Source organism: Clostridium beijerinckii (assembly GCA_003129525.1).
Lineage (GTDB): Bacteria > Bacillota > Clostridia > Clostridiales > Clostridiaceae > Clostridium > Clostridium beijerinckii_D.
In genome coordinates this window covers 2,436,148-2,460,832 of the sequence record CP029329.1, presented here as the reverse complement: position 1 = coordinate 2,460,832, position 24,685 = coordinate 2,436,148, and the positions used below count along the sequence as shown (strand labels likewise).

Genomic DNA, 24,685 nt, shown 5'->3' with positions numbered 1-24,685 from the left:
AAAATTATCGTGGTTAAAAATACTATGGACACATATATTAAAATGTTAATTAAAGCATAAAATAATAAGAATTCAAAAGATATTGCTCTTCGTATTTAACAGCCATTTTCCACAAACTATTTTTAATCCTACTAATAGTTGCATTTTCATTTTTGTATTCATCAATGCTTTTCATAAAGCTCGTCTTTTCCTTATCTGAAGCAGTTTTTTTAAAATAACCCCAAATATGTAATGCAGCATTAATTGCATTGCCTGTTGTAATCTCCTCATCCATTGCATTTTCTATCAATTTATAAAATTCCATAACCGGATAGTTATTTTTATCTTTAAGCAAATTTCGTATTTTTTCATAATCATTAGGTGAACTTTCTAAAACTTTGTATTTATACTTACTCCATTCAAGTTCAAGTGCTTTAATGTCTTTATGTTTAGATGTACAATTAATACATTTTACTGCCGAAAGATTTTTATCTTTCACCTCAAGCATTATATCAATATCATTTCGTCCCAAACATTCATAAAAACTTATAAATTGATCACTTTTTATACTATTTGAATGTGATCCAGTTTTCTTTAAAATATTTTGCTCTGAATAATGGATTTTTTGATTACCATCCTTTGGTCTCCATGTTTTTTTACATTCATTAATCCAATCTATTTGGTTCTTTTCTTCTTTTGATGAATTAATATAATTATGTAAATTGTCAAAAATAACTGGAATATTTAATTTGATTCCTATTTCTAAGACATCTTTAATATTATAAGATTTATCATCATTTTCAATAACAAGTCTTTGCTTTACTGATTCTTCTAAATCATTATAGTTATTTATAAATCTATCAATTGCTTGTTTTTTATCATTGTATATCCCACCTATATGCAATATAATTTTATGTTCTGATCCAACCCTAAGGCTATCTAATACTTTAGTATGATACTTTAAATCCTCCATTGCTCTATGTACAACATCTAAGCTTGGTGAGTTCAATACTGTATATTGTCCTGGATGCATCGATACCCTCATACTACTTTCTTTAATTTTCATGCCTATTTGTTCAAGTCTTTCAGAAAATATATTCCACCAAGGAATTTTATTTGCAGGACTTGATCCAAATGGTATCAAATCAGAACTAATTCTAAAAAGCTGAATATTATTTTTAATATTATAATCAATAATATTTTCAAGAGAATTTAGATTGTTCGAAATTAAATCTAGCAATTTGTCATCATTTATATTCTTAAGCACACAACTTTTTAGATTAGTATTCAGAACTCCAATAGTTAAACATGCATATCCTATACTCATTTTTCACGCTCCCTTCATATTATAATGTTCCTCAATTATAATTTTTTATTTTGTTTTATTGTTATTTCTTACTAGCAGTTTTTCAATTTCACTATCCTGAAGTGGTTTGCTAAAGTAATATCCTTGAATATAATCACAGCTTCTTTCTTTAAGGATTGAAAGCTGTTCCTTTGTCTCTACTCCTTCTGCTACAACTTTTAAGTCCAAACTATGTGCCATTTGAATAATATTATTAATAATTGATTCTTCTTTTTTGTTTGAAGTAATATTGTCTATGAAAGATTTATCAATTTTCAAGGTGGTTATTGGAATCGCTCTCAAATAATTTAGTGAAGAATACCCAGTTCCAAAGTCATCAAGTGCAATTCTAATGCCCATGCCCATTAATTTTTTTAATATATTTATATTAGAATCAAGTGACCGCATGAGAACTGTTTCCGTAATTTCAAGTTCAACAATATTGGGGTCAATTGATGTATTCTTAAGAATATCTTTAATATTTTCTAAAAAATCTGATTGTTGTATATCCATTGAGGAAATATTAATACTAATACTTTTAAATTTATAGCCTGCATCAAGCCATTTTACACTTTGTGTGCAGGCCTCATTAAGTACCCATCTACTCAATATTGTTATATATCCGCATTCTTCGGCTATTGGAATAAATTCTAAAGGAGATATCAACCCTAGTTCCTTACTATTTAGTCTAAGCAGAGCTTCGAATCCAAATATTTCATTGCTTTGAGCATCAAATTGTGGGTGATAATTAATGCTTAACTCATTATTTTCAATTACTGTTCTAAGTATTCTTTCAATACAAGTTTTTCTCTTTAGCTTCAAATACATTTCAGGATTAAATAGCGTAAATCTATTCTTACCTAATTCTTTTGCTTTGTACATTGCTGAATCTGCATTTTTTAAAATAGTATTTGTATCAGTTCCATCCTTTGGATATAAAGCTACTCCTATGCTTGCAGTAATATACATCTGTCTATTATCAATTTTTAACACTTTATTAAATAAATCTAAAAATCTTTTTGCGTAAGATTCAACTTCAGATTCTTTAACATAAGGATGAAGTAATATAAATTCATCTCCACCTAATCTACATATGGTATCTTTTTTATCTATCAAGCTTTCAAATTGTTTTGCTAAATATATAAGTAACTTATCTCCATAATCATGACCCATTGTATCATTTATATTTTTAAAGTTATCCAAATCTATAAAAAATACAGCTCCTTTTACATTTTTACTACAGACTAATTCTAATTGCTCATTTAACTTGTCAATAAAAAAAGTTCTATTAGGAAGTTTTGTAAGAGCATCATAATAAGCCATAAATTTTATTTTATTTTCTGAAATTTTTGTCTCTGAAATATCTGTAATAGAACCTGCAATTTTTATAGCTTTATTTTCTGAATTTCTTAAAGCCTTACCTCGAGATAATAACCAAACATAAGAACCATCACTAATTTTCGCTCTAAATTCAGATTTATAAATTGGAGTTATATTGTTAATATGATTTTCAAAATCCTTTTTTACTATATCTATGTCATCTTGATGAATTATTTCAGTAATTAATTTTGTAAAATTAACATTATTATTTAATTTATAGCCTGTAATATCATATAGTTTATCAGAAATAAAAAAATTGCCTGTAACTAAATCCCACTGCCAAATCGAATCATTACAACCATCTAATGCAATTCGATATCTCTCCTCACTATTTCTTAAAGCTTCATCACTAATTTGTAGTTCATCATATTGTGCTTGAATTTCTTCTTCTGTTGCTAATAATTCCTCGTATACTGCTGTTAATTCTTCGTAGTTTTCTCTTAAATTACCAATCATTAAATTAAATGAATTGCCTAATTCTCCAAATTCGTCATTAGAATTAATATTAGACTGAACTTCCAGATTTCCATTTCCAGCCGCATTCATTAAAGGCGTTAATTCCGTAATCGGTTTTGTTAACTTTTTGGTAACAATAATGGTAATAACTATTGCAACTATTAATATACAAAAGGTTATTATCGTTATTAAATAACCAATTTTGCTTGCCCTATCCATAAGTTCACTCTTTTGTATAATAGAAGCCATCTTCCAACCTGTATAAGGAGACGTATAAACATCAACTAGTACAGGAGCTCCATTAATTACACTTTCAAAGTAGCCATTTTCTTCATCAATAAATTTATTATAATTTCCAAAGGGAATTTTTGAAAAGTAATCAGTTTCAGTAGATGTATCACTTAGCTCATTTAGCTCCGAAATATTTTTAAAATTTAAATTAGTATTAGGGTGAGCTACAATTGTACCATCTTTTAGAAAAAGAAAGATATAACCAGTATCGCCAATTTTAATATCCCTCATAATATCTGATAATTTTTCTAAACTTACATCAATGCCCGCAGCTCCTACAATCTCTCCAGATTCATTCTTTACAGCATTCGAAACAGTTATAAGTATTTTACTAGTATCAACTGCTGAAACGTATGGTTCTGTGATAATTGGCTGATTTGGATTGTCTAAAGCTAGAGAATACCAGGGTCTTTTTCTAGGATCAAATTTACTTGAACTTATTCCATCTGGCCAGCGAGTATACCCCCCCCATTTAGTTCCAAGATATGCATATGTTGTTTGTGGATGTGTTGTTCCATAAGCTTCTAATTGATTATAAATAGTACTTTCTATCCCTGGAATTTGTTTTGAGTATTTTCCATTTGTTTCAATATTAGGTATGTTGAATAAAGCAGAGATAGATTGGTCAGCTTTTTTTATATCCGCAGAAATCGATATAAAACTAATATCTTCCTTTATTTGTTTTATATTATTAGAAATGGTATTGTCTATTTGTTCCATTTGAGCTTTTGTATTCGCATATAAGTCATTTTTTAGTGAATCATACATATAATTGTAGGTAATTAATGCTACTGGAATAGAAGTAAATAATATAATTGCTACAAAATATAAAAATAATTTTGATCTAAAATTAAGCTTCATAATCTAACACTCCTTAAATAGTCAGTTTTATATGCCTTATCAAAAGTTGCTTTAAAAAACTTTAAATATGTAAAATTCAAATTTTATAATTTATATTTGTATAGGAATATAATTCTGCAAAAATTTACTATATTAATTATATATTTTACCATTAATACCACAACCTTTCAACTTTTTTCGATATTAATTTTATTTATTTTACAAATATTTGATTTGATAGGAATCTACCTTTGATCTTTATAATTAAAAACATTAGTTATATAATTTTCAACTAATCTTTAAACTCAAGTGCCCTATAATCCCCATTTTTTCTAAATATAATTCTAATCAAAACCATTTATATTTCATATAAATGGTTTTGATCTTTAACAAATTCTACATTTATGAAAAAGGCATCTATTAATAAATGTAGAATTATACACTTATTATACGAATTTTGTATATATAAAGATTTAAACATAATAATTCTAATAATATCTTAAAACCTTTAAAGTCTTTTTACTTTATAAGGATTGATTATTATGATTGAAATTAAAGAAATACTCGTGCAATGTTTCCTTGCAAAAAAATTACTGAAAATAAAGAATATTAAGATATATTATATAATTTCAAAAAATAAATTTATGTAAAGACAAGGAATTCAATAACAAATGTTGAATAATATTCTTATATAACATTTGTTATATAAATAAATTATTTTAACAGGAGGTATTATTATGAAAAAATTATTTAAATGTACTGTTTGTGGATTTATAAGTGAAGGCGAAGAAGCTCCTGAAAAATGTCCAAAATGTCTTATGGGTAAAGAAAAATTCATTGAATTAAGTAGCGAAGATGCCAATAAAATTTACCAATCGGATAGAACAAATGATATTCATATGGAAATCATTGCATTGGCTGATAAAATTGCCAAACTTTCTATTGAAGGTATAAAAATAAATCTAGATCCTAATTGTGTAGGTGCTTTTGAAAAAGCAAAAAATGAAGTTTGGACTATAAAACAAAGATCAAAGGCTGAACTAGCAGGACATATGACTAACGGTAAGTGGTAGAATATTAAACATATACAGTTATTTATTAGACATCATGTAAACTAATGATAATAAAAAAATAACAGATCCAATATACTTGTATATTAGGTCTGTTATTTTTTTGAAATACCGCTAGATACTCTTGTTTTTAGTTTCTATCAGTGTTTATATTAAACTAGAATCCTAAATTATAAAGAATTCTTCCAAGATGTAATAGCTATTAATTTAAACTATTCAAATGGATAATAAACTCCCCATTCATGTCTTAATGAATCCATAAGTTTCATAATTCTAAGTGTTTCTTTGTGTGGCATTTGTGGACATTCTATTTCTTTATTCTGAATTGCTTTTATAGCAGCTTCAACTTCATATTCATAACCGCTTATTTGTTTTGGTCTGTCATAAACTGCAATTTCTTCCCTATCTAAAGAAAAAACTCTGATTTTTTCATAATTATTAATATTTTCAACGACAATATATCCTTTATCTCCATTAATAACGCCTTGGCGATCAGTCACTGCAAGCATTGTGCTATTTAGTATTGCCATTTTCCCATCCTCATAACATAATGTAATGCTATTTTGAGCATCAACTCCGCTTTGGGTTTTTATTGCTGTAGATGAAATACTTTTAATTTTATCTCCAAAAATCATTGATGCAAAATTAATTGTATAAACGCCTAAATCTAACAAAGCTCCACCAGCAAGTTTTGGTTCTATCATCCTTGGAATATCTTTTATTATATATCCTAAATTAGTATTTAAAGAAGTTACTTCTCCAATAATACCACTTTCAATTACTTCATTTAACGTTTTTGCCATTGGCATATAACGTGTCCATATTGCTTCTGTTATTAATAGCTTTTTGCTTTCTGCTAATTTTAATACTTCTTCAGCTTGCTTTGCATTAGCTGTAAAAGCTTTCTCACAAAGTACGTGTTTCCCATGATTTAAACACATTATAGAATGTTCATAATGATGAGAATGTGGTGTTGCAATATACACTAAATCTACATTTTCATCATTTAACATTTCCTCATAAGAACCATATGCTTTTTCAAATCCAAACTCCTTTGCAAATTTTTCCGCTCTTTCAAACTCCCTCGCTGCAACTGCATATGTATCTACATTTTCCATCTTAGAAATAGTAAATGCCATTTGCCTTGCAATAGATCCTGCTCCTAAAATTGCCATTTTCATCTTATTCATTACACTAACCCCTTTACAATTATATTTTATTGTATTTGAATGTATCTTATTACAATATAACCCTTAGAGTATACTCTATGGCAAGAGATTTTTTGTATTTTGATGCAATAATTTTAGTCAGCACTATTTATTTGCTAAAATCAAAAAATAACTATTTCATTACTTACTAAAATTATAATTACTATGAATTTCTAAAAAAATAGACATAAACTACAACAGACTAGTTATTAATTTCATTCATTTGTAACTAGTCTGTTTAAATATTGACTATTTAGATATTATATTTATTCATATATTGAACAATAAGTCGATCCATGCGCTGACTTACAATTAATCTTTGTTTTAGTCCTTCTGCATCTTCAGCTGTAGCACATATTTCATTTAAAACCTCTCTTAGTTCGCAAATATGCTTTTCAAGTTCCTCTTTATCTAAGTGCTCATTTGTTTCTCTATTCATAAATTTCCGCCTTTAATATATTTAAGCGTTCTTATTCCGCATAAAAAACTATAATTTTAATATAAATATTCATGTTTACCATAATTTCACATCATATTATACTATATCTAAAAAATGTAAAACAAAAAATATGCCTTAAGCCTACTATCAATATAGGCCTACAGCATATTTTTTTTATGTATTGGGTTGCCTCATCAGTCTTTATTTTGTAATATGAGGTAAAATTGTTTTTATAATTTCTTCAATAATTCGAGCTTCTTCTGATGAACACTTACCAATTAACGATAGTAAACTATTATATTCTTCTTTCTTGTGAACTTCTCCAAAAATCAAATAATCTATTGATATATGCAAACATTCTGAAACATTTATCAGCGTACTAATACTCATTTTTCTTTCGCCTCTTTCAATTTGGCCTACAAAAAATGGTGATAAACTTAGAATTTCTGCAAACTTTTCCCTTGATATTCCGAACTGTTCTCTTTCTGCCCTAATTCTATCTCCAACTTCCCTATAATTGACTCCGCTTTTCATTATAATCACCTAATAATACTTTACATAAATATAATTATTTTGGAAATATGCCATGTGCATAAACTTTATTTTTTTGTAGTCTCTTTTATAATCACCTATATTTTATTATGTGCAAAATCAAAAAAATTTATAAGGCCTTATAAACATTAAACATAATAATATGAAAAATCCTAATGCCTAGCTAATCAGGCCAAGCATTAGGATTATAATATCTAATTGACTTTACGATATAATCATATAAGTCATATTCAAAAAATAACAAGTCAGTATGTCTAATTTTCTAATTATAATGACCATTATACTCCAAGTGTTCCTAAAATTATTGCTTTAATGGAATGCATACGATTTTCTGCCTCATCAAATACTACAGATTGTTTTCCTTCAAATACTTCATCTGTAACTTCTATCTCAGTCAATCCAAATTTTTCTCCAACATCTTTTCCAACTTTTGTTTTTAAATCATGATAAGCTGGTAAACAATGCATAAAGATTGCTTCTTTATTGGCATTATCCATAACTGATTTATTTACTTGATATGGGCTCAATAGTTTTAATCTGCTTTCCCAAACTTCGTCTGGTTCCCCCATAGAAACCCACACATCTGTATAAATTACATCTGCATTTTTAGTTCCTGCTTTAACATCTTCTGTTAAAGCAATCGTAGCACCACTTACTTTTGCAATTTCCTTGCATTCTGCTACTAATTCTTCTGCTGGGAACAATTCCTTTGGTGCACAAGCTGTAAAATTAAGTCCCATTTTTGCACAAGCCACCATTAATGAATTCCCCATATTATTTCTTGCATCACCCATATATACAAAATTAACTCCCTTTAATCTTCCAAGCTTTTCTTCTATAGTTAAAAGGTCTGCAATCATTTGAGTTGGATGAAATTCATCAGTTAATCCATTCCAAACAGGAACTCCTGCATATTTAGCTAATTCCTCAACTGTTTCTTGACTAAATCCTCTGTATTCTATACCATCATACATTCTTCCAAGAACTCTTGCAGTATCAGCAACACTTTCCTTTTTGCCCATTTGAGACCCTGCTGAATCTAAATATGTAACTCCAAGACCCAAATCGCTTCCTGCTACCTCAAAAGCACATCTTGTTCTTGTGGATGTCTTTTCAAATAGTAAAACTATATTCTTACCTCTTAATCTATCATGAGGTACTCCAGTTCTTTTTAATGTCTTTAATTCCTTAGATAAATCTAATAAATATCTAATTTCTTCTGGTGTAAAATCTAATAATTTCAAAAAACTTCTTCCTCTTAAATTTAATGCCATTGTTATTCCCCTTTTCATTTATAATAATTTAAGTTTTATTAATAATGCAAATATGCAGAATTAAACTATTACTTATTGCTATTTATTAAATTATAACAATTATATCTCTTATTGTCTAAATATTCGCAAATAAAATATAAATTTACAATATTAAAAAGTTGCGTTAATTAGTGAAGTTGTTTTTTTAACCACGATAAAATACACGTGGTTAAATTCCTTGCAAAATAACCATTAAATCTATTCCCAATATTAATATTTATTTAAACTTAAACTCCTTATACAACTTCCAAGTACCATCATCCCAGTTATAAATTGTAACATTATCAAATGAACATTGAAATTCACAAGGATACTGATGAACATATTCCCACACCTTATTGTACAGAGGCTTTAGCCTTTTTGAAGCTAAAGTTACATGGAAGGTTTTATCTTTGCCCTCTTTTTTTTGAAATTCAATATAAGGTACAAAACTCATCTTATCTATTAGCCTATCATGAACATCTTTGGCTTCTGTAGACATATTTATCTTCATATAAACTACTCTATCATCAAAATGATCATAACCATTTATCATAAAAGGCGTTGCTTTTTCATTTCCACTAAAATCTTCAAGAACATTATTTAATTCAGTAATTTCTCCCTCATATTCAAATGGTGCATTAATAGTGAAATGAGCTGGTAACTTAGATGATTTTGCATTGAATTTTTCTAAGAGATCTTTTCTTAAACTATTGTTAAAGTCTCCTGCTTTTCCTTTTACTACACATACTACTACATATCTCATAATTTCTCCTTTTGTAAATTATATTTTATATTTTCTACTAAATTCACTTTGCAATACTTCTGTATCTATAACAACATAAATGATGCTTTATTGTTTTGTGCAATATTTTTAAGTTTATTCCCATCTTTAGTACCATGAAAATAAATATAATTATCATAGTAAACATAACTTAACGGAACCGTATATTGATATTCCTCTTTACTTACAGTTGAAATTGAATTATTTGCATTTATAATTCTACAAGCGGTAATCAGTAAAAAAAACAAAATCCATCCAATTATCTTATTCATATTTCAATAGATTAAGATAAAGGGATAGATTTTATTTTTTCTAAAACTATATAAATTTAAATCCCAGACCATCAGTAATATAATCCAAGTATTTAATATCATCAATTTTAATTATTTCTTTGTTTTTTTCATATCCTGTTCCAAGATATATTGATATTCCAAAATCATTTACCATAGATTTCATCAATTCTATTATGATCAACACCAAAGAAATATGTTAGTAAAAATCCACCTGCATAAGCACCTAACATAGCAATAATATAATAGAGTTGAGTTCCTGGTATAACTATTAATAATCCAAATAATCCAGATACACCTTGAGATACTGTACCTAAATTAAATAAAGATGCCAATATTCCACCAACCCCTGCTCCTAAGCATGCAGTTACAAATGGTTTTCCAAGGGGAAGTGTTACAGCATACATCATTGGTTCACCAATACCTAATATCCCAACTGGTAATGAATCTCTAGTTAATTGCTTTAACTTCTTATTTTTTGTTTTCAAATATAATGCAAACCCGGCTCCCACTTGTCCTCCACCTGCCATCATAAGGATTGGTAATAAGTAATTTATTCCTTGTGTAGTGCCATTAGGGTCATTTAACATAGCATGAATTGGAGTTAATGCTTGGTGTAAACCAACTGCAACTAAAGGTAAGAATCCAGCAGATAATATATATCCACCAACTACGCCTAAACTTCCATATACAAAATTTAATATTCCAAAGATTCCAGCTGTTAAACCAGCGCCTATTGGTTGAAGTACTAGTAATGTAATTATTCCACCAATAATAACTGTTAATAGCGGAGTAAAAAATGTTTGAAGTATATCTGGCATAAATTTACGAATTTGACGTTCTAAAATAGCAAAGAACATACCGGCAATAAGTGCAGCTAATAGTCCGCCTGATGCTGGATTAAATACTGTACCTGTTAATGGAAGAACTACTGATGCATCTTTAAATTTAGAAAGAAGTGGCATAGCTACATTTGCAATTGACATAGCTCCTGCCATTGCACCTAGTACTGGAGAACCTTTAAATTCTTTAGCTGCATTCATACCAACTAAAATAGGTAAATAAGCAAAAAGTGCCCAACCCATTGTTCTTATACATTCATACCACCATTGTCCACTTAATGAGCCATGTGTAGAAACATTTATAACATTAGTTATACCATTAATCAAACCAGCTGCTATTATTCCTGGAAGTAAAGGTACGAAAATATTTGCAATTTTTCTCAAAAAACTTTGAACTATGTGTGTTTGTTTTGCTTTGTTTGCAGCTTTATTTTCTTTTGCAATGTCTTCTACGTTTATTTCTTCTGAAGTTCCAAGTGCTATACCTGTTAGCTCAGAAAATTCTGCGCCAATCTTGGTTACTTTTCCAGGTCCAAAAACTATTTGCAATGTATCAGCTTCAACTATGCCCATAACACCTTCTATTTTTTTCAATACCTCCATATTGACTTTAGATGAATCTTTAATAGTTACACGGAGTCTTGTCATACATGTTGCATTTCCAGAAACATTACCTTTTCCACCTACAGAAACTAAAACTTCCTGAGCAATTCTTTTATAATCCATAAATAACTCCTTTCTTTTATAATAAATTAGAAAACATTACGAAAATAGCTTTTATAGTTTAGTAATTTTATTATTGCTAATGATATTTACGGAATTTTATAGTTATTCTCATTACATCTTCACTAATGTATATGTTAATAATGTTTTAAAAATTAATAGTATTTTTTGATATATTATTTTATTTTTTCAATATATTATTTAATGGATAGGAGCTATTTTATCAAGAAATGCGTCTTTAATTTTAACTCTAGCACTATGATGCACGCATATGTATATAATCCACATATGCGTGGGCTTCATTATTTTCAACTATATAATATATTTAACTTCTTTATTGCTAAATAGTTCTTCTATATCTTTTTTGAAGAATTGTTTTATTTCATCTATGTTTTCTTTTTGGTATAAGTACTTTCCATATCCAAATTGTCCATATTTAAACTTACGATCTTCGTCATTCATCGGTAACTCACTTTCAGGAAATACTTGAAGTATTCTATTTTTAGCTGTTGTAGTATAACGATGAGATATAATCTCAAAAGTTACTGGAAATTTCAAATCACTTGGAAGCTTGCTTTTTAATTCTAGTAATAGATCATGATATTCTTCTTTCCAATTAGGATAAATAAATACGGGAGCAATTAAAAATCCCATAGGATATCCTGCCTCCGCCACCTTTATACTTGCTTCTATTCTTTTATCACGAGAAGCTGTAAAATGTTCATATTGATTTATAACGGAAGAAGTATTAATACTAAACCTTATTTCTGTATGGCCATTATGTTCTAAATTAAGTAATGAATCTATATCATTATATTTTGTTACAAATCTAAATCTAGCAGCTTTGTTACTTCCAAAGAATGTTATTGCTTTCTCTAAAGAATGGGTATAAGGCTCTACAGGTATAGGGTCAGATGTAGCGGCTCCTTCAAATATAGTTATATCTGGCAACCTTTCATTTATATACTTCTGAGCTTGGTTAAGAATATCTTCTATATTAGCATTAACTTTTACAAAAGGCTTATCTCCGAGCATAGTATTTAAATAGCAGTATTCACATTGCCCCATACATCCTGATACTAATGGAAGTTGATAATGAGCTGAAGGTTTACATGTTTGAAACTTTAGACTCTTTTTAATTCCAACAACTAAAGTTTTCTTACCTTCTCTATATTGATAGAATAAATCATTACCAGGAATGTGTTGTTTGAGTTTATTAGAAGTCAAATTTATGATTTCAATGTTAGTCTTATCTTTAAACTTATCCATAATCTCCTTAGCCATGCCATATTCTAATGAATTTTTCTCAAATATAATTCTGTTAGGTATAAACATATCTTTCACTAATAAACCAGCAAAAAGCAAGCTGTTTTATTTGCTCCTCTCTATATTTTTATGTTGTCTTTTACTTTCTCAATGTATTTTTACCTTCAGTAAAAAAAATTATGTAAATACTTATCAATAAAATACTGACTTCTCTTATTTTAGGCTCTTTTATGTATAACAAAATAAGTGTAAATGCTAACCATTCATATCTGGTTTTACATTTACACTTACTATAATAACAAAATACCGCAAATACATATCTATAATGCGGTATTCTAATTAGTTATTTTTGATTTTATTTAGAAGGAGTAAGAGCTGCTTCTATTGCTGTTTGTTGATCTACAGTTATTGTCCCTGCTGTCACTAACTCTGCAAGTTTAGTCTTGAACATATCTTTATGTTCTCTACCTTTAAAACCATCTTTTTGAGCAATAGCAGTTTCTATTGCAGTTGCCTTATCTGAAGTTATTGTTCCTGCTGTTACTAAATCTGCAAGAATTGTTTTAAAGTTTCCTTTAGCACTTGAAAGAGCTGTCTCTATTGCTGTTTGATCATCTGATGTTATTGTTCCTGCTGTTACTAAAGTAGCAAGTTTACTCTTGAACATATCTTTATGTTTTCCACCTTTAAAATTACCTTGTGGAGCAAGAGCTGTTTCTATTGCAGTTGCCTTATCTGAAGTTATTGTTCCTGCTGTTACTAAACTATCAAGAATTGTTTTAAAGTTTCCTTTAACACTTGAAAGAGCTGTTTCTATTGCTGTTTGTTCATCTGCTGTTATTGTTCCTGCTGTTACTAAAGTAGCAAGTTTAGTTTTGAACATATCTTTATGTTTTCCACCTTTAGCATCACCTTTAAATTTACCTTGTGGACTAAGAGCAGTTTTTATAGCAGTTTCTTGATCTGCTGTTATTGTTCCTGCTGTTACTAATGCATCAAGTTTAGTTTTGAAGTCATTACCTCTACCTTGGTGAGTTGCTGTTTTAGTATTTGTTGTACCTGTTGCATCAGCAGCAAACACTGCAGTACTGCCATATATAACCATGCTTGCTATAATAACTCCTGTAATAACTTTGCTTTTAATACTTTTATTTTTCATTAAAATCGCTTCCTTTTCAATGTTATTTTTCACTACAAATCTTTTTTATAAACTAATTGTTTTTTAATTATATAAAAGTATTTTTACAGTTGTGTTACAGAATTTAGTCAATAATGTTACAGATACATAAAAGTATAAAGATATGATGCTTTTATATTATAAATTTTTTATATACCATACATCACAAGCATAATGTTCTGTTTCAACTACTGGTTTTTCTAATTGAATAAATTTATTCTTACTATAAAACTTATTCGCTGCCACCATATTAGCAAAAGTTTCAAGATAACATTTTTGATAATGCTTTTTCGCAAATTCTAAAGAAATCTTTAGTAATTCATTTGCAATTCCAGTACCTCTTACCTCTTTTAAAGAATACATTTTCTGCAATTCACATATATTTTCTGTATTAGTTAATGGACCAATACCACAACCTGCTACTATCTTATTATTATCTTCAACAACCCAATATTTAGATTTTTCATTTTGATAAACTTCATAAAAACATCCCAAATTAGGGTCTTCCCATGCACATCCTGGCTTATTTGCTCCAAATTCTATTAAACAAGTTCTGATAAGTGATTCCACTTGTTCATTGTCTCTTTTTTCTATTTCTCTAATTAACATAAAGTACCTCCATTTGTGTGTTATAAGGCGTATGAAATTATTATAGCATATTTCGTAAATATACTATTATTTAACTTTTAAAATACATTTACTTTAATATCACAATTAACCTTATTAATATTTTTATAACATTATACAATATCTAAATTTAAAATATAGCCAAAGTAATAAAAAGATGTATTCGCTAAATTATTAATAGTAAATTAATATTCTTTTTAGAATTTACAAAATAATTGGTTTTTAAATTATATTGAAACTTGACTAGAAATTACAATAATTATATAGTTATATAGATATCCAAATTTCAAATCGCACTTATACCATTATTTTGTGGGGATATGTATATGTGTAGTTTTCCCTTTGGATATATATTACATAATTTTTAGGGGGCTTTTATAATGAGTTTTATAAACGTACGAAAAATACCATCTCCAGAGGAAATTAAAGCTATTACTCCTCTAGCTTATAATCTACAAAAGATTAAGGCTGAAAGAGATGCAGAAATCAAAGAAATATTTGCTGGAAATAGCGACAAATTTATTGTTATTGTAGGACCTTGTTCAGCAGATGACGAAAATTCAGTTTGTGATTATATTAGTAGACTAGCAAAAGTAAATGAACAAGTTAAAGATAAACTTTTTATTATTCCTAGAATTTACACAAATAAGCCTAGAACTACAGGTGAAGGATATAAAGGGATGTTTCATCAACCAGATCCAGAAAAATCACCTAATATCCTTGAGGGATTAATAGCTATTAGAAAGATGTTTATTCGTTCAATCGAAGAATCTCATCTTACACCAGCTGATGAAATGCTTTATCCTTCAAACTATATGTATTGCGATGATTTATTATCTTATGTAGCTGTTGGAGCAAGAAGTGTTGAGAATCAACAACATAGACTTACAGCTAGTGGAATTGATGTTCCTGTTGGTATGAAAAATCCAACAAGTGGCGATATATCAGTAATGTTTAATTCAATTCAAGCAGCACATGCAAAACATAACTTCTTATATAGACATACTGAAGTTAATACAACTGGTAATCCATATGCACATGCTATTATGCGTGGATCAGTTAATAAACATGGTAATAATATTCCTAATTATCATTATGAAGATTTAGTAAGAGTTGCTGAAGCTTATGGTGAAGCTGATTTTCCATATCCAGCAGTAATTGTTGATGCAAATCACGCTAATTCTATGAAAAAATTTGCTGAACAGCCTCGTATAGTAAAAGAAGTACTTCATAGCAGAGAATATAATAGCGATATTAAAAAGTTAGTTAAGGGTGTTATGATAGAAAGTTACATAGAAGAAGGAACTCAAAAAGTTGATGACCATATTTACGGTAAATCAATCACTGACCCTTGCTTAGGTTGGGAAGCTACTGAAAAGTTACTTTATTATATGGCTGAACAAGTTTAATTCAGTTAGCAGTTAGCAATGAACAGTTAACAATTAAGGAAGAAAAGCCAACTGGCTTTTCTTAAATATATATTTTTAATACCTACAATGGACGATTAATAATCGTCCATTGTTAATTTGAAAAAATTAATTCTTAAATTTTTTTATAATTAAGAATTAACATAACGGAGATGATAAATACAAATGAGATACTTAAGTGATTACCACCTACATTCAAAATATTCTTTTGATGGGAATCAAACCATTGAACAAATTATACTTAAAGCTATTTCTATGGAGTTAAATGAAATATGCATAACAGAACATATTAGCTTTGATCCTAAAGATATTAGTTATAATTTCTTTGATTTTAAAGACTATGAAAATGAAATACAAAAACTTTCTAGTGAATATCATGGAAAAATCAATGTAAAAAGGGGATTAGAAGTTAGTGAATATCACCTTTACAAAGAAGATTTTGATAAATATTTTAAAGAACATAATTTAGACTTTATAATAGGCTCAATACATAATCTAGGCGGAAAAGGCTTTAATACAAATATTTCTGAAAACGGTGTTCGATACACTTATGAGACTTATTTTAAGGAAGTTTTAGCTTTTGTGCAAATGGGAGATTTCGATATCCTTGGACATCTTGATATTGTTCAAAGATATGCTTTTAAAGTTGACAATGTATATAATTTTGAAGATTATAAGGACTACATATATGATATTTTGAAAACAATAATTTCTAGGGGAAAAGGACTTGAAGTAAACACTTCCGGCTTATCTAATAATTTACTTTTCCCAAAGCTAGAAATATTACATATGTACAAAGATCTTAAAGGTGAAATTTTAACTGTAGGTTCTGATGCTCATAGTTGTAATAGAGTCGGTGAAAATATTAGTTATATATATGATATGTTAAAAGATATTGGCTTTAAATATGTCTCTACATATGATAATAGGAAAAATAATGGAAGACTTTTATAATTAAAATCTCATCTTCCATTTCCCTGCTCTCTCCCACCAATTTTTAATATATTTTTTCATTTTTATTTCCCCTTATTCTATGGATGCATAAATTTATACATCTGTTTATGCTATTTTGATTCAAAATTTTAACCAAGAGAAATTTCTCTTGGCTAAACACTAATAAAATATTTTAATTTCTGATATCTTCTTTTTGAACATCAACTATTTCTGCATCTGTATTACATTCTATAAAAGTTATAATATGCTCCATTGTAGAATCCGATTGTGATGAATTTGCACATATACCTGCGATTCCAATAACTATTGTATTATGAATATCTTGATTCTCTATTTCTGCTACTGATATGTTAAACTTATTTTTTAGTTTTTGGACTATACTTTTAACAACCATTCTTTTTTCTTTTAATGAATGTACCCATGATGCTCTTAGAGTAACTTCCATAATTAAAATATTCATATATTCCTCACACTCTCTTTTAATTATAAATATAATTTAGTGTCAATTCTTCTATCATATTCTGACCAATTGCCATATTCTGTTTTATCTTTCATTTGAGAAATCTTGTTCATAGTAGCATCTATAGAATCAGCATAATTGACTATGAATGATTCTTCCATTTTCATTTCTCTTGGAGAACCATATTCAAGCTTTCCATGATGTTGAATAATACATCCCTTTATTCTCATAGCAAAATCCTCTGAGTAGAATGAAGGATTTTCCCTAATAGCCTTATCTATTAACTCTGCACCAATAACAATATGACCTTCCATTTCTCCTCTAAGAGTATATTTGAAAGGACCATCATAATATAATTCATAAATCTTACCAATATCATGAAGCTTTGCACCAAGAACTGCCATTTCTGTTCTTCTGCAATCATACCTTTCACAAAGCATTATAGTTATGTACATTACATTTAAAGTATGTTCTGCGAGTCCTCCTATATAGTTATGATGCATTGATACACCACCTATACCCCTTTTAAACTTATCTAAAAATTCTTCATCTTTAAAGAAATAATCATTTAAAGCTTTGCCTTCCCTTGAAATTATATATTTATCTGTATATAATTCAATTTCCTCCATAATCTCTTGAATTGGTCTATTTAACGTTGGAAGATAATCTGAAACATCATACTCTGAAATAAATTCATATTTTTTTACATCAAGTTTACCATCTTTAATTCCTTCAATGTCTATGACTCTTCCTTCTTTAATATCGCCATTTTTATTTGATATATTAGCCTTTATTTCTCCACTTTTGTCTGCTAATATACATACAGCTTTGTCGGAGTCTTTAAATATTATTTTCATTACCATTAATGATATTTTTATAGTCTCTCCACTTTTCATGTCACTTAAAAAATTCTCTTTTGTATTCATTTTTTTCCTCCAAATTAGTTATTTTCTTATATAGGCCTCAAATCTACACTCTAATATATAGTTTACAATTTACATTTACAGATAAAGCCTTATAGAAATTTGTTCTTCAATTGTCAATTGTAACATATATAGTATGCGTAAAAGAAATATTTATATTTATTTTAATACTATATTTTTATAAAAAGAGAATTACTAAATAGAAATATAGGGGGATTCTTAAATATTTTTTAGATTCTTTCATCACTGCCTTAGTCTTGTCAGAAATATCAGAAGATAATGTTATTAGAGTAACATTACCTTCATAATAAATATTATTATAATAGAAATAATGACAAGTATTACTCAAAAAAATATTTTAAATTCTATTATTTTTATTAATTATAAAGTATTTACAAGCTTTCCTTATTATAAATGCAATACCAACTATATTTAAATAAATATAGTTAATATTACTTATATATTTTTAACAAACTTCTATTTTTAGAAAGATGTAATTTTGTTTAGAATGGATTATAGTATGAGTATAGAAGTAGATTAAAGAAACACTTTTATAAACGTTTACAAATTGGAGGGATTATTATGAACTATAGAATTATTAAAAACTCAAAATCTAACTTAATCCATTATCATTTTGTTAAAGGTATTACTCATAATAAAGCTTCAAATATTTTATTAGATTTCTCAAATTCTCTTATTAAAGGATGTAAATCTTTTTTAAATTCAATATTTGCACCTACAAAATATGTTTATGATGAGGTTTCTGATACTTGCAAACCTTGCAATGATAATTATTATTTTAGAGATATTACTGATTTACAATTAAAAGCTTCTAGAAGAACTTTTTTATAATATAGAAATTCAGTATTAATTAAATAAAGTTTTTTAAAGGTTATGAAGCGTCATGCTTCATGACCTTTTTGTATATTTACTATAAAAAATTCTTAGTACAGTTTCTAGTTGTTTAGCTTTGTAGAAACTCTCTCAAATTTTATAAATGCACGCCTAAATGATACTATAAGATACATACTCTACCAAAAATACTACTAGGAGGAACATATGAACAAAAATATTGGACTTATAACCCTTTGTGGACTTATAATTGGCCCTATTCTTGGATCTGGCATTGTTTTATTACCGCCAGAGAACCAAAATCTATGATTACTTGTTCTTTATTTTGAGATTGATTTTAAATTTAAATTGAAAAATACTCCCTTCATAGAAACAGTTTTATTATTTTAACTGTCCGCTACAAAGGGAGTATATCACTTGAATTCCTGCTTAAATAAATTTATATTATTTATTTAACAATTTATGTATTATTGTTGTTGCATCCATATATTTAGCAATTGAATCATCATGATTTAATCTATTTATTATTCTAGCTGAGAATTCTGACATATCAACTGAATTAAACCATGGTGCATCATTTAAGTTTTGTGGTATATATGTTAAATTAGTAGAGTATATTCTTGTTATTAACCCCTCTTCATGAGCTTTGTTAAATTTCTCAAGTCCTTCTGTAAAGAAAGCAAAAGTTGAAGCCACATATACATTTCTTGCATTTCTACTCTTTAATTCTCTAGCAATATCAAGAACAGACTCTCCAGATGCTATCATATCATCAACAATTAAAACATCTTTTCCGTCAACATTTCTTCCCACATATTCATGCTGAACAATAGGATTTTTTCCATTAACTATTGTAGAATGATCTCTTCTCTTATAAAACAAACCAACATCAACACCTAAAACACTTGAATAATAAATAGCTCTATCCATAGCACCAGTATCAGGACTGATTACTAGTAGTTTTTCTTTATTATGTTCGAATGTTTCTTCCTTAGATATAATTGATTTTACTATATCATAAGTTGGATAAAAGTTTTCAAAAGATAAAAGTGGAACAGCATTTTGAATATTAGGGTCGTGCACATCAAAAGTAATAATTTCATCAACACCTAATCTTTCAAGTTCTTGAAGCGCTATTGCACAATCTAAAGATTCTCTACCTTTTCTTCTATGTTGTCTTGATTCATATAAAAGTGGCATTATTACAGTTAATCTTTCTGCTTTACCTTTAATAGCTGAAACTGTTCTCTTAATGTCTTGAAAATGTTCATCAGGAGCTTTATGATGTTCCATTCCAAACATTTTATATGTGCAACTATAATTTCCAACATCACATAAAATGTAAATATCCTTTCCTCTAACAGAATCAGAAATTTTAACTTTTCCTTCTCCATTAGAAAATCTGATTTCATTAAGTGGTATTAAGAATGATTCATTAGAATTTCTAATCTTTTGGATATACCTGTCTATAGCATTACCTATCTCTGTACAACTTTCTAGTGCTATGATTCCAAGTTCATGATTTAATTCGCTCATTTGTTTTCCCCTTTTTTAATTATTCTATCTAATATATAGCTATTCTAACTTGCCAAATTGTTTAAATGGCAGTTAAAAACTGCATAACACTAGACGAAGTGCCCTTTGTGGGTACAATTATAACTAAATTCAACTAGAGTATGATACTCCACTTGAAAAGTTTCACTTAATAAGTATGATTATTATTTTCTTAAAAAAATCTCAAACAAATAAATTATACCCTAATTTTATATAGATATAAATATATTATTGCTAATATTATTAAAATTTAATAATATTATTCCTCTTATTTTCTAAGTTTTTTGAATTTATTCTAAAATTTGACTTAATAAAATAAAGTGGTACTATACATGAATGCATTAAAACGTTTATATATAACGCCAATTAATCTCGAATTTTGTCAATAATTAATTTAGACTATATACTTTTTAGAAACATTATTTTTTTCATCTATTATTTGTCCATCTTTTAACGTTATTATTCTTTGAGTTTCACTTGCAAGTTTCATTTCATGAGTTATTAATATTATGGTTCTTCCTTGTGTTTCGTGAATACTGTGAAATATATTCATAATTAATCTTCCTGTTTCTGAGTCAAGGGCTCCTGTTGGTTCATCTGCAAGTATAATATCAGGATCATTAGCAAGAGCACGAGCAATTGCAACTCTTTGCTTTTGTCCACCTGATAACTCATTTGGTAGATGAGTCATTCTATCTTCCATCTCTACTAATTGTAAGAGCTCCTTAGCTCGATTTCTTCTTGTTTTTCTATCTACTCCAGAATATAGCATTGGTAGTTCTACATTTTGTAATGAATTTGTTCTAGGTATCAAATTAGAAGTTTGAAAGACAAAGCCTATCTTCTTATTTCTTATTTCTGATAAACTATTGTCATTAATTTGGCTAATATCTATGTCATTAAGAATATATTCACCTGAAGTTTGTCTATCAAGGGCACCTATAATATTCATTAAAGTGCTTTTACCTGATCCAGATGCACCAACAATAGCTACAAATTCCCCCTTTTTTATATTAATATTAATACCTTTAAGAATATCTAACTGGTTTGATTTTCCTATAAAAAAACTTTTTGTAATGTTCCTCATTTCAATGATATTATTATTCAATTAACTCCCTCCCCTATTTCATCAATATAAAAATTTAATTTTACTTTATTAAATACTATATAATCTAAGTTTCCAACTTTATATTATTGGGGTTAATAATATTATAGGTGTACGTATGCCTCTTCTTAGAAACCTTGCTAAAGAATTAGCTAAAAATGATTGGGGAAAATTTTTATGTACTTCACCAAATGATTATTTTGAGGAAATTATATTAAAAGGTATGGTTATTGGATATGTGAATACAGATATTGAGACTATTCTTCAATATGTATATAACTTTATTCCTAAAATTGATAACTGGGCTGTCTGTGATAGTTTTTGTAGTGGATTGAAATTAACAAATGCTAAAGAACAATATAAAGAATAATTATTTTTTTATCTGCTAAATTCCTCCTCTGTAATATTGGAAAGACCATATAATTTCATCATACCTCTTCTAATTGCAACATCTCCAAAACTCACTATATCTGGTCTTTCCATAGAATTTAGTATTAAATTTTCAAAAGTATCTCATTTATTTCTTCGCTTATTTTAATTCTTTCATCATAAACCCAATTTACATCCATTTTTAAATTAAATATTTTAGAAAATGAATAATACATATTTATCTTTTGATAATATATTTCCAAATCATCTAAATTTCCGTTATAGCACTGTGGTATAAATAATTCTTTTTGTTTGTTTACAAATAACTCATCTACATAGTCTAAAAATGTATTCATTAATTCATCTCTTGTAACATCGAATGGAACTTTCAATAAATCCCATTGTATATCTTCTCTAAGTTTATATTTCTTTATTTTATCTAAAATCAAAATATACTCACTAATATCCATTTTTGTATAGTAATCTAATTTTTCTTCGCGAGTGCTCCAAAGAGCAAGCTTTTCATTTAAAGGTAAACTTCTAATCTTAAGGATTGCTTCTGATGGCCCAATGACAGCTTCTCTTATAATTTCATCTTCAGCCTCTAGTTTAGATTTAATTATATCTGCATTTCCACCTATACTTGCAATATATCCAGTGTCATAAATACCAATTCTTCCTGCACGTCCTCCAACTTGTTTAATTTCTTGTGAAGTTAATTCTCGTACTTCTTCTCCATCAAATTTTCTTATACTTATAAATACAATTCTTCTTATTGGCAAGTTAACTCCCATTCCTATCGCATCAGTAGTCACTAGTACCTTTGTCTCTTTATTTACAAATTGTTCGTACTGCATTTTCCTAACTTCTGGTGGTAAATCACCATATATTATACTTGCTTTAATACCTTTGCTAGAATACTCCTGTGCTATCTCTAAGACTCTTTTTTTGGAAAAAACTACAATAGCATCTCCTTCTTTAGTATCTTTATAACTAAAGTTTTTATATTCAACTTCTAATGGGATTGCTCTTTTATATTCTTTTATTTCATATTCATCTTTGCAATCATTTAATATTGTCTCTAATATAAATTTTGCATTAGCAGCCCCACATATATGTATTTCGTCACATTGAAGGCCTAGTACTGATTTGCTCCATGCCATCCCTCGAAATGGATCTCTAATCATTTGAATTTCATCAATTACAGCTATATCATAATGTTCTTTTAGGTTAACTTTTTCAATTGTGCATGAAATATGAGTAGCGCCAATATTTATAATTTCTTCTTCCCCAGTTGAAAGGTCACAAACTACTCCTTCTTTATTAAGTTTTTCAAAATTCTCTAAAGCAAGAATTCTAAGTGGTGATAAATATACACCTTTTTTTGCACTTTTAAGACGCTCTAACGCATTATATGTTTTGCCAGTATTAGTATCACCTAAATGTATATAAAACTTTCTCTTCATGCTTCTAGCTTTAATATATTCATCTTTAGGATTGCTTGGGAAGTTCTCTTCAAATTCTTTTGCTATTAATTTAGGTATGTGTTGTTTTGTCAGTATTGTCATTAATCCTTGATTTAAAAAATTATTATAATTTCCACGTACTACTTCATAAAAATCAAATTCAGTATTATTATTTTTATTATAAGAATCCAGCATTCTCTTTGAGACATTTTCTAATATCTCTTCATACCTCTCACATACATCATTAAAATCTTTTAAGTTTTGATTTTCTAATTCTTTAAGCTTTTTGAGTTTCTTTCTTAATGAACTTTCATGTTCTATAAGTGCTCCTGGTTTTGAATGTTCTACTATTTCTTCTATTTGATTTATTTGACTTTTATATTTTTTAAAATCTCTTTGTGCTGCATTATTTTTCATTTATTCCACTCCATATACAAAACTTCTATTTTTACTTATGATCTTCATATTTCCTTACATATTTAATCTTTAAAATATTCTTCTATCTATTCTTATTTTATATAATTACATGAAAATTATACCATACTCTTAGTTTTGCTAGCTAAAAATGCTCTAAGTTATTATGTAATATTCCATAAATTAAATTCATATATTAAATAATCAATAAGTTTTACATTCATTTCAGATTAGTGTCAATAATATAAAAGGTGGTGTTATTTATGGATGTTATGTACTTAAAATATATACATGGAAGAAGATATTCTATTATAAATGAAGGTGGAAATATCATAATTAATGATTCGAAAATAATACCTTTTAAACCTGCTGAGAAAATAGAAGTAAATAAACCTATTCATCCTTATAAATCTGAAGAAAATATTATTACCTCTACACATAATGATGAAATTAATGAAAAAATAACTAATTTTTTCTTTGATTCTATACACAAGAATTATTTATATAATAGAAAATAATAGTATATCTAAATAAGTTATTCTTTTTTATTTCTAGATATATTGATTCAAAAAAATAGGCTAGAGAATTACTCTCTAGCCT

Annotated in this window: 23 protein-coding genes; 6 read left to right on the top strand and 17 right to left on the bottom strand. The window is 27.8% G+C overall.

Annotated features, from left to right (window positions below):
* Nucleotides 1–49 precede the first annotated feature (49 nt).
* Nucleotides 50–1,306, bottom strand: coding sequence for a UV DNA damage repair endonuclease UvsE (gene uvsE / locus DIC82_10880; protein ID AWK51504.1), 1,257 nt, complete (start codon nt 1,304–1,306; stop codon nt 50–52).
* A 45-nt stretch (nt 1,307–1,351) separates the two neighbouring features.
* Nucleotides 1,352–4,312: a diguanylate cyclase gene (locus DIC82_10875; protein ID AWK51503.1), complete on the bottom strand. Its 2,961-nt coding sequence runs from the start codon at nt 4,310–4,312 to the stop codon at nt 1,352–1,354.
* Between the two features lie 716 nt (nt 4,313–5,028).
* On the opposite strand from DIC82_10875, the gene DIC82_10870 reads away from it, so the two are divergent.
* Nucleotides 5,029–5,364, top strand: a complete 336-nt coding sequence (locus DIC82_10870; GenBank protein AWK51502.1) for a rubredoxin — start codon at nt 5,029–5,031, stop codon at nt 5,362–5,364.
* A gap of 209 nt (nt 5,365–5,573) precedes the next feature.
* Here the strand turns inward: DIC82_10870 and DIC82_10865 are convergent, their stop codons facing one another.
* The 10 genes from DIC82_10865 to DIC82_10820 all read right to left on the bottom strand — a co-directional run bounded on the left by DIC82_10865 (nt 5,574) and on the right by DIC82_10820 (nt 14,543).
* Complete coding sequence (locus DIC82_10865) at nt 5,574–6,551, bottom strand: gfo/Idh/MocA family oxidoreductase (protein ID AWK51501.1); 978 nt, start codon at nt 6,549–6,551, stop codon at nt 5,574–5,576.
* A 271-nt stretch (nt 6,552–6,822) separates the two neighbouring features.
* Entirely contained in the window at nt 6,823–7,008 is a 186-nt protein-coding gene (locus tag DIC82_10860) for a hypothetical protein (protein AWK51500.1), read from the bottom strand.
* A gap of 201 nt (nt 7,009–7,209) precedes the next feature.
* Nucleotides 7,210–7,542 (bottom strand): XRE family transcriptional regulator, encoded by a 333-nt coding sequence (locus DIC82_10855; protein AWK51499.1) that lies wholly within the window; start codon nt 7,540–7,542, stop codon nt 7,210–7,212.
* A gap of 296 nt (nt 7,543–7,838) precedes the next feature.
* On the bottom strand, nt 7,839–8,834 hold the full coding sequence (argF, locus tag DIC82_10850) for an ornithine carbamoyltransferase (GenBank protein ID AWK51498.1): 996 nt from the start codon (nt 8,832–8,834) through the stop codon (nt 7,839–7,841).
* Between the two features lie 256 nt (nt 8,835–9,090).
* On the bottom strand, nt 9,091–9,618 hold the full coding sequence (locus DIC82_10845; protein AWK51497.1) for a phosphoesterase: 528 nt from the start codon (nt 9,616–9,618) through the stop codon (nt 9,091–9,093).
* 65 nt (nt 9,619–9,683) lie between these two features.
* Entirely contained in the window at nt 9,684–9,908 is a 225-nt protein-coding gene (locus tag DIC82_10840) for a hypothetical protein (protein ID AWK51496.1), read from the bottom strand.
* 164 nt (nt 9,909–10,072) lie between these two features.
* Nucleotides 10,073–11,494 (bottom strand): PTS trehalose transporter subunit IIBC, encoded by a 1,422-nt coding sequence (locus DIC82_10835; GenBank protein ID AWK51495.1) that lies wholly within the window; start codon nt 11,492–11,494, stop codon nt 10,073–10,075.
* Nucleotides 11,495–11,803: 309 nt separating this feature from the next.
* A complete protein-coding gene (splB, locus tag DIC82_10830) occupies nt 11,804–12,826 on the bottom strand; it encodes a spore photoproduct lyase (GenBank protein ID AWK53072.1) in 1,023 nt (340 codons plus the stop codon).
* 286 nt (nt 12,827–13,112) lie between these two features.
* Nucleotides 13,113–13,916, bottom strand: a complete 804-nt coding sequence (locus DIC82_10825) for a hypothetical protein (protein AWK51494.1) — start codon at nt 13,914–13,916, stop codon at nt 13,113–13,115.
* A gap of 156 nt (nt 13,917–14,072) precedes the next feature.
* Nucleotides 14,073–14,543: a GNAT family N-acetyltransferase gene (locus DIC82_10820; protein AWK51493.1), complete on the bottom strand. Its 471-nt coding sequence runs from the start codon at nt 14,541–14,543 to the stop codon at nt 14,073–14,075.
* A 398-nt stretch (nt 14,544–14,941) separates the two neighbouring features.
* On the opposite strand from DIC82_10820, the gene DIC82_10815 reads away from it, so the two are divergent.
* Both DIC82_10815 and DIC82_10810 read left to right on the top strand, forming a co-directional pair.
* A complete protein-coding gene (locus tag DIC82_10815; protein AWK51492.1) occupies nt 14,942–15,970 on the top strand; it encodes a 3-deoxy-7-phosphoheptulonate synthase in 1,029 nt (342 codons plus the stop codon).
* Nucleotides 15,971–16,153: 183 nt separating this feature from the next.
* Entirely contained in the window at nt 16,154–16,942 is a 789-nt protein-coding gene (locus DIC82_10810) for a histidinol-phosphatase (protein AWK51491.1), read from the top strand.
* A gap of 172 nt (nt 16,943–17,114) precedes the next feature.
* Here the strand turns inward: DIC82_10810 and DIC82_10805 are convergent, their stop codons facing one another.
* Together DIC82_10805 and DIC82_10800 are read right to left on the bottom strand one after the other, a co-directional pair.
* On the bottom strand, nt 17,115–17,402 hold the full coding sequence (locus DIC82_10805; protein AWK51490.1) for a DUF503 domain-containing protein: 288 nt from the start codon (nt 17,400–17,402) through the stop codon (nt 17,115–17,117).
* 23 nt (nt 17,403–17,425) lie between these two features.
* Nucleotides 17,426–18,328, bottom strand: coding sequence for a phosphohydrolase (locus DIC82_10800; protein ID AWK51489.1), 903 nt, complete (start codon nt 18,326–18,328; stop codon nt 17,426–17,428).
* Nucleotides 18,329–18,907: 579 nt separating this feature from the next.
* Here DIC82_10800 and DIC82_10795 point away from each other — a divergent pair.
* Nucleotides 18,908–19,177: a hypothetical protein gene (locus DIC82_10795; protein AWK51488.1), complete on the top strand. Its 270-nt coding sequence runs from the start codon at nt 18,908–18,910 to the stop codon at nt 19,175–19,177.
* 444 nt (nt 19,178–19,621) lie between these two features.
* Here the strand turns inward: DIC82_10795 and DIC82_10790 are convergent, their stop codons facing one another.
* Nucleotides 19,622–20,713, bottom strand: coding sequence for a phosphoribosylpyrophosphate synthetase (locus tag DIC82_10790; protein ID AWK51487.1), 1,092 nt, complete (start codon nt 20,711–20,713; stop codon nt 19,622–19,624).
* Between the two features lie 412 nt (nt 20,714–21,125).
* Nucleotides 21,126–21,839, bottom strand: coding sequence for a peptide ABC transporter ATP-binding protein (locus tag DIC82_10785; protein ID AWK51486.1), 714 nt, complete (start codon nt 21,837–21,839; stop codon nt 21,126–21,128).
* Nucleotides 21,840–21,954: 115 nt separating this feature from the next.
* On the opposite strand from DIC82_10785, the gene DIC82_10780 reads away from it, so the two are divergent.
* Nucleotides 21,955–22,206, top strand: coding sequence for a hypothetical protein (locus DIC82_10780; GenBank protein ID AWK51485.1), 252 nt, complete (start codon nt 21,955–21,957; stop codon nt 22,204–22,206).
* A gap of 124 nt (nt 22,207–22,330) precedes the next feature.
* Here the strand turns inward: DIC82_10780 and DIC82_10775 are convergent, their stop codons facing one another.
* Nucleotides 22,331–24,088, bottom strand: coding sequence for an RNA helicase (locus DIC82_10775; protein ID AWK51484.1), 1,758 nt, complete (start codon nt 24,086–24,088; stop codon nt 22,331–22,333).
* 260 nt (nt 24,089–24,348) lie between these two features.
* Here DIC82_10775 and DIC82_10770 point away from each other — a divergent pair, with 260 nt between their 5' ends.
* Complete coding sequence (locus tag DIC82_10770) at nt 24,349–24,603, top strand: hypothetical protein (protein ID AWK51483.1); 255 nt, start codon at nt 24,349–24,351, stop codon at nt 24,601–24,603.
* Nucleotides 24,604–24,685 lie beyond the last annotated feature (82 nt).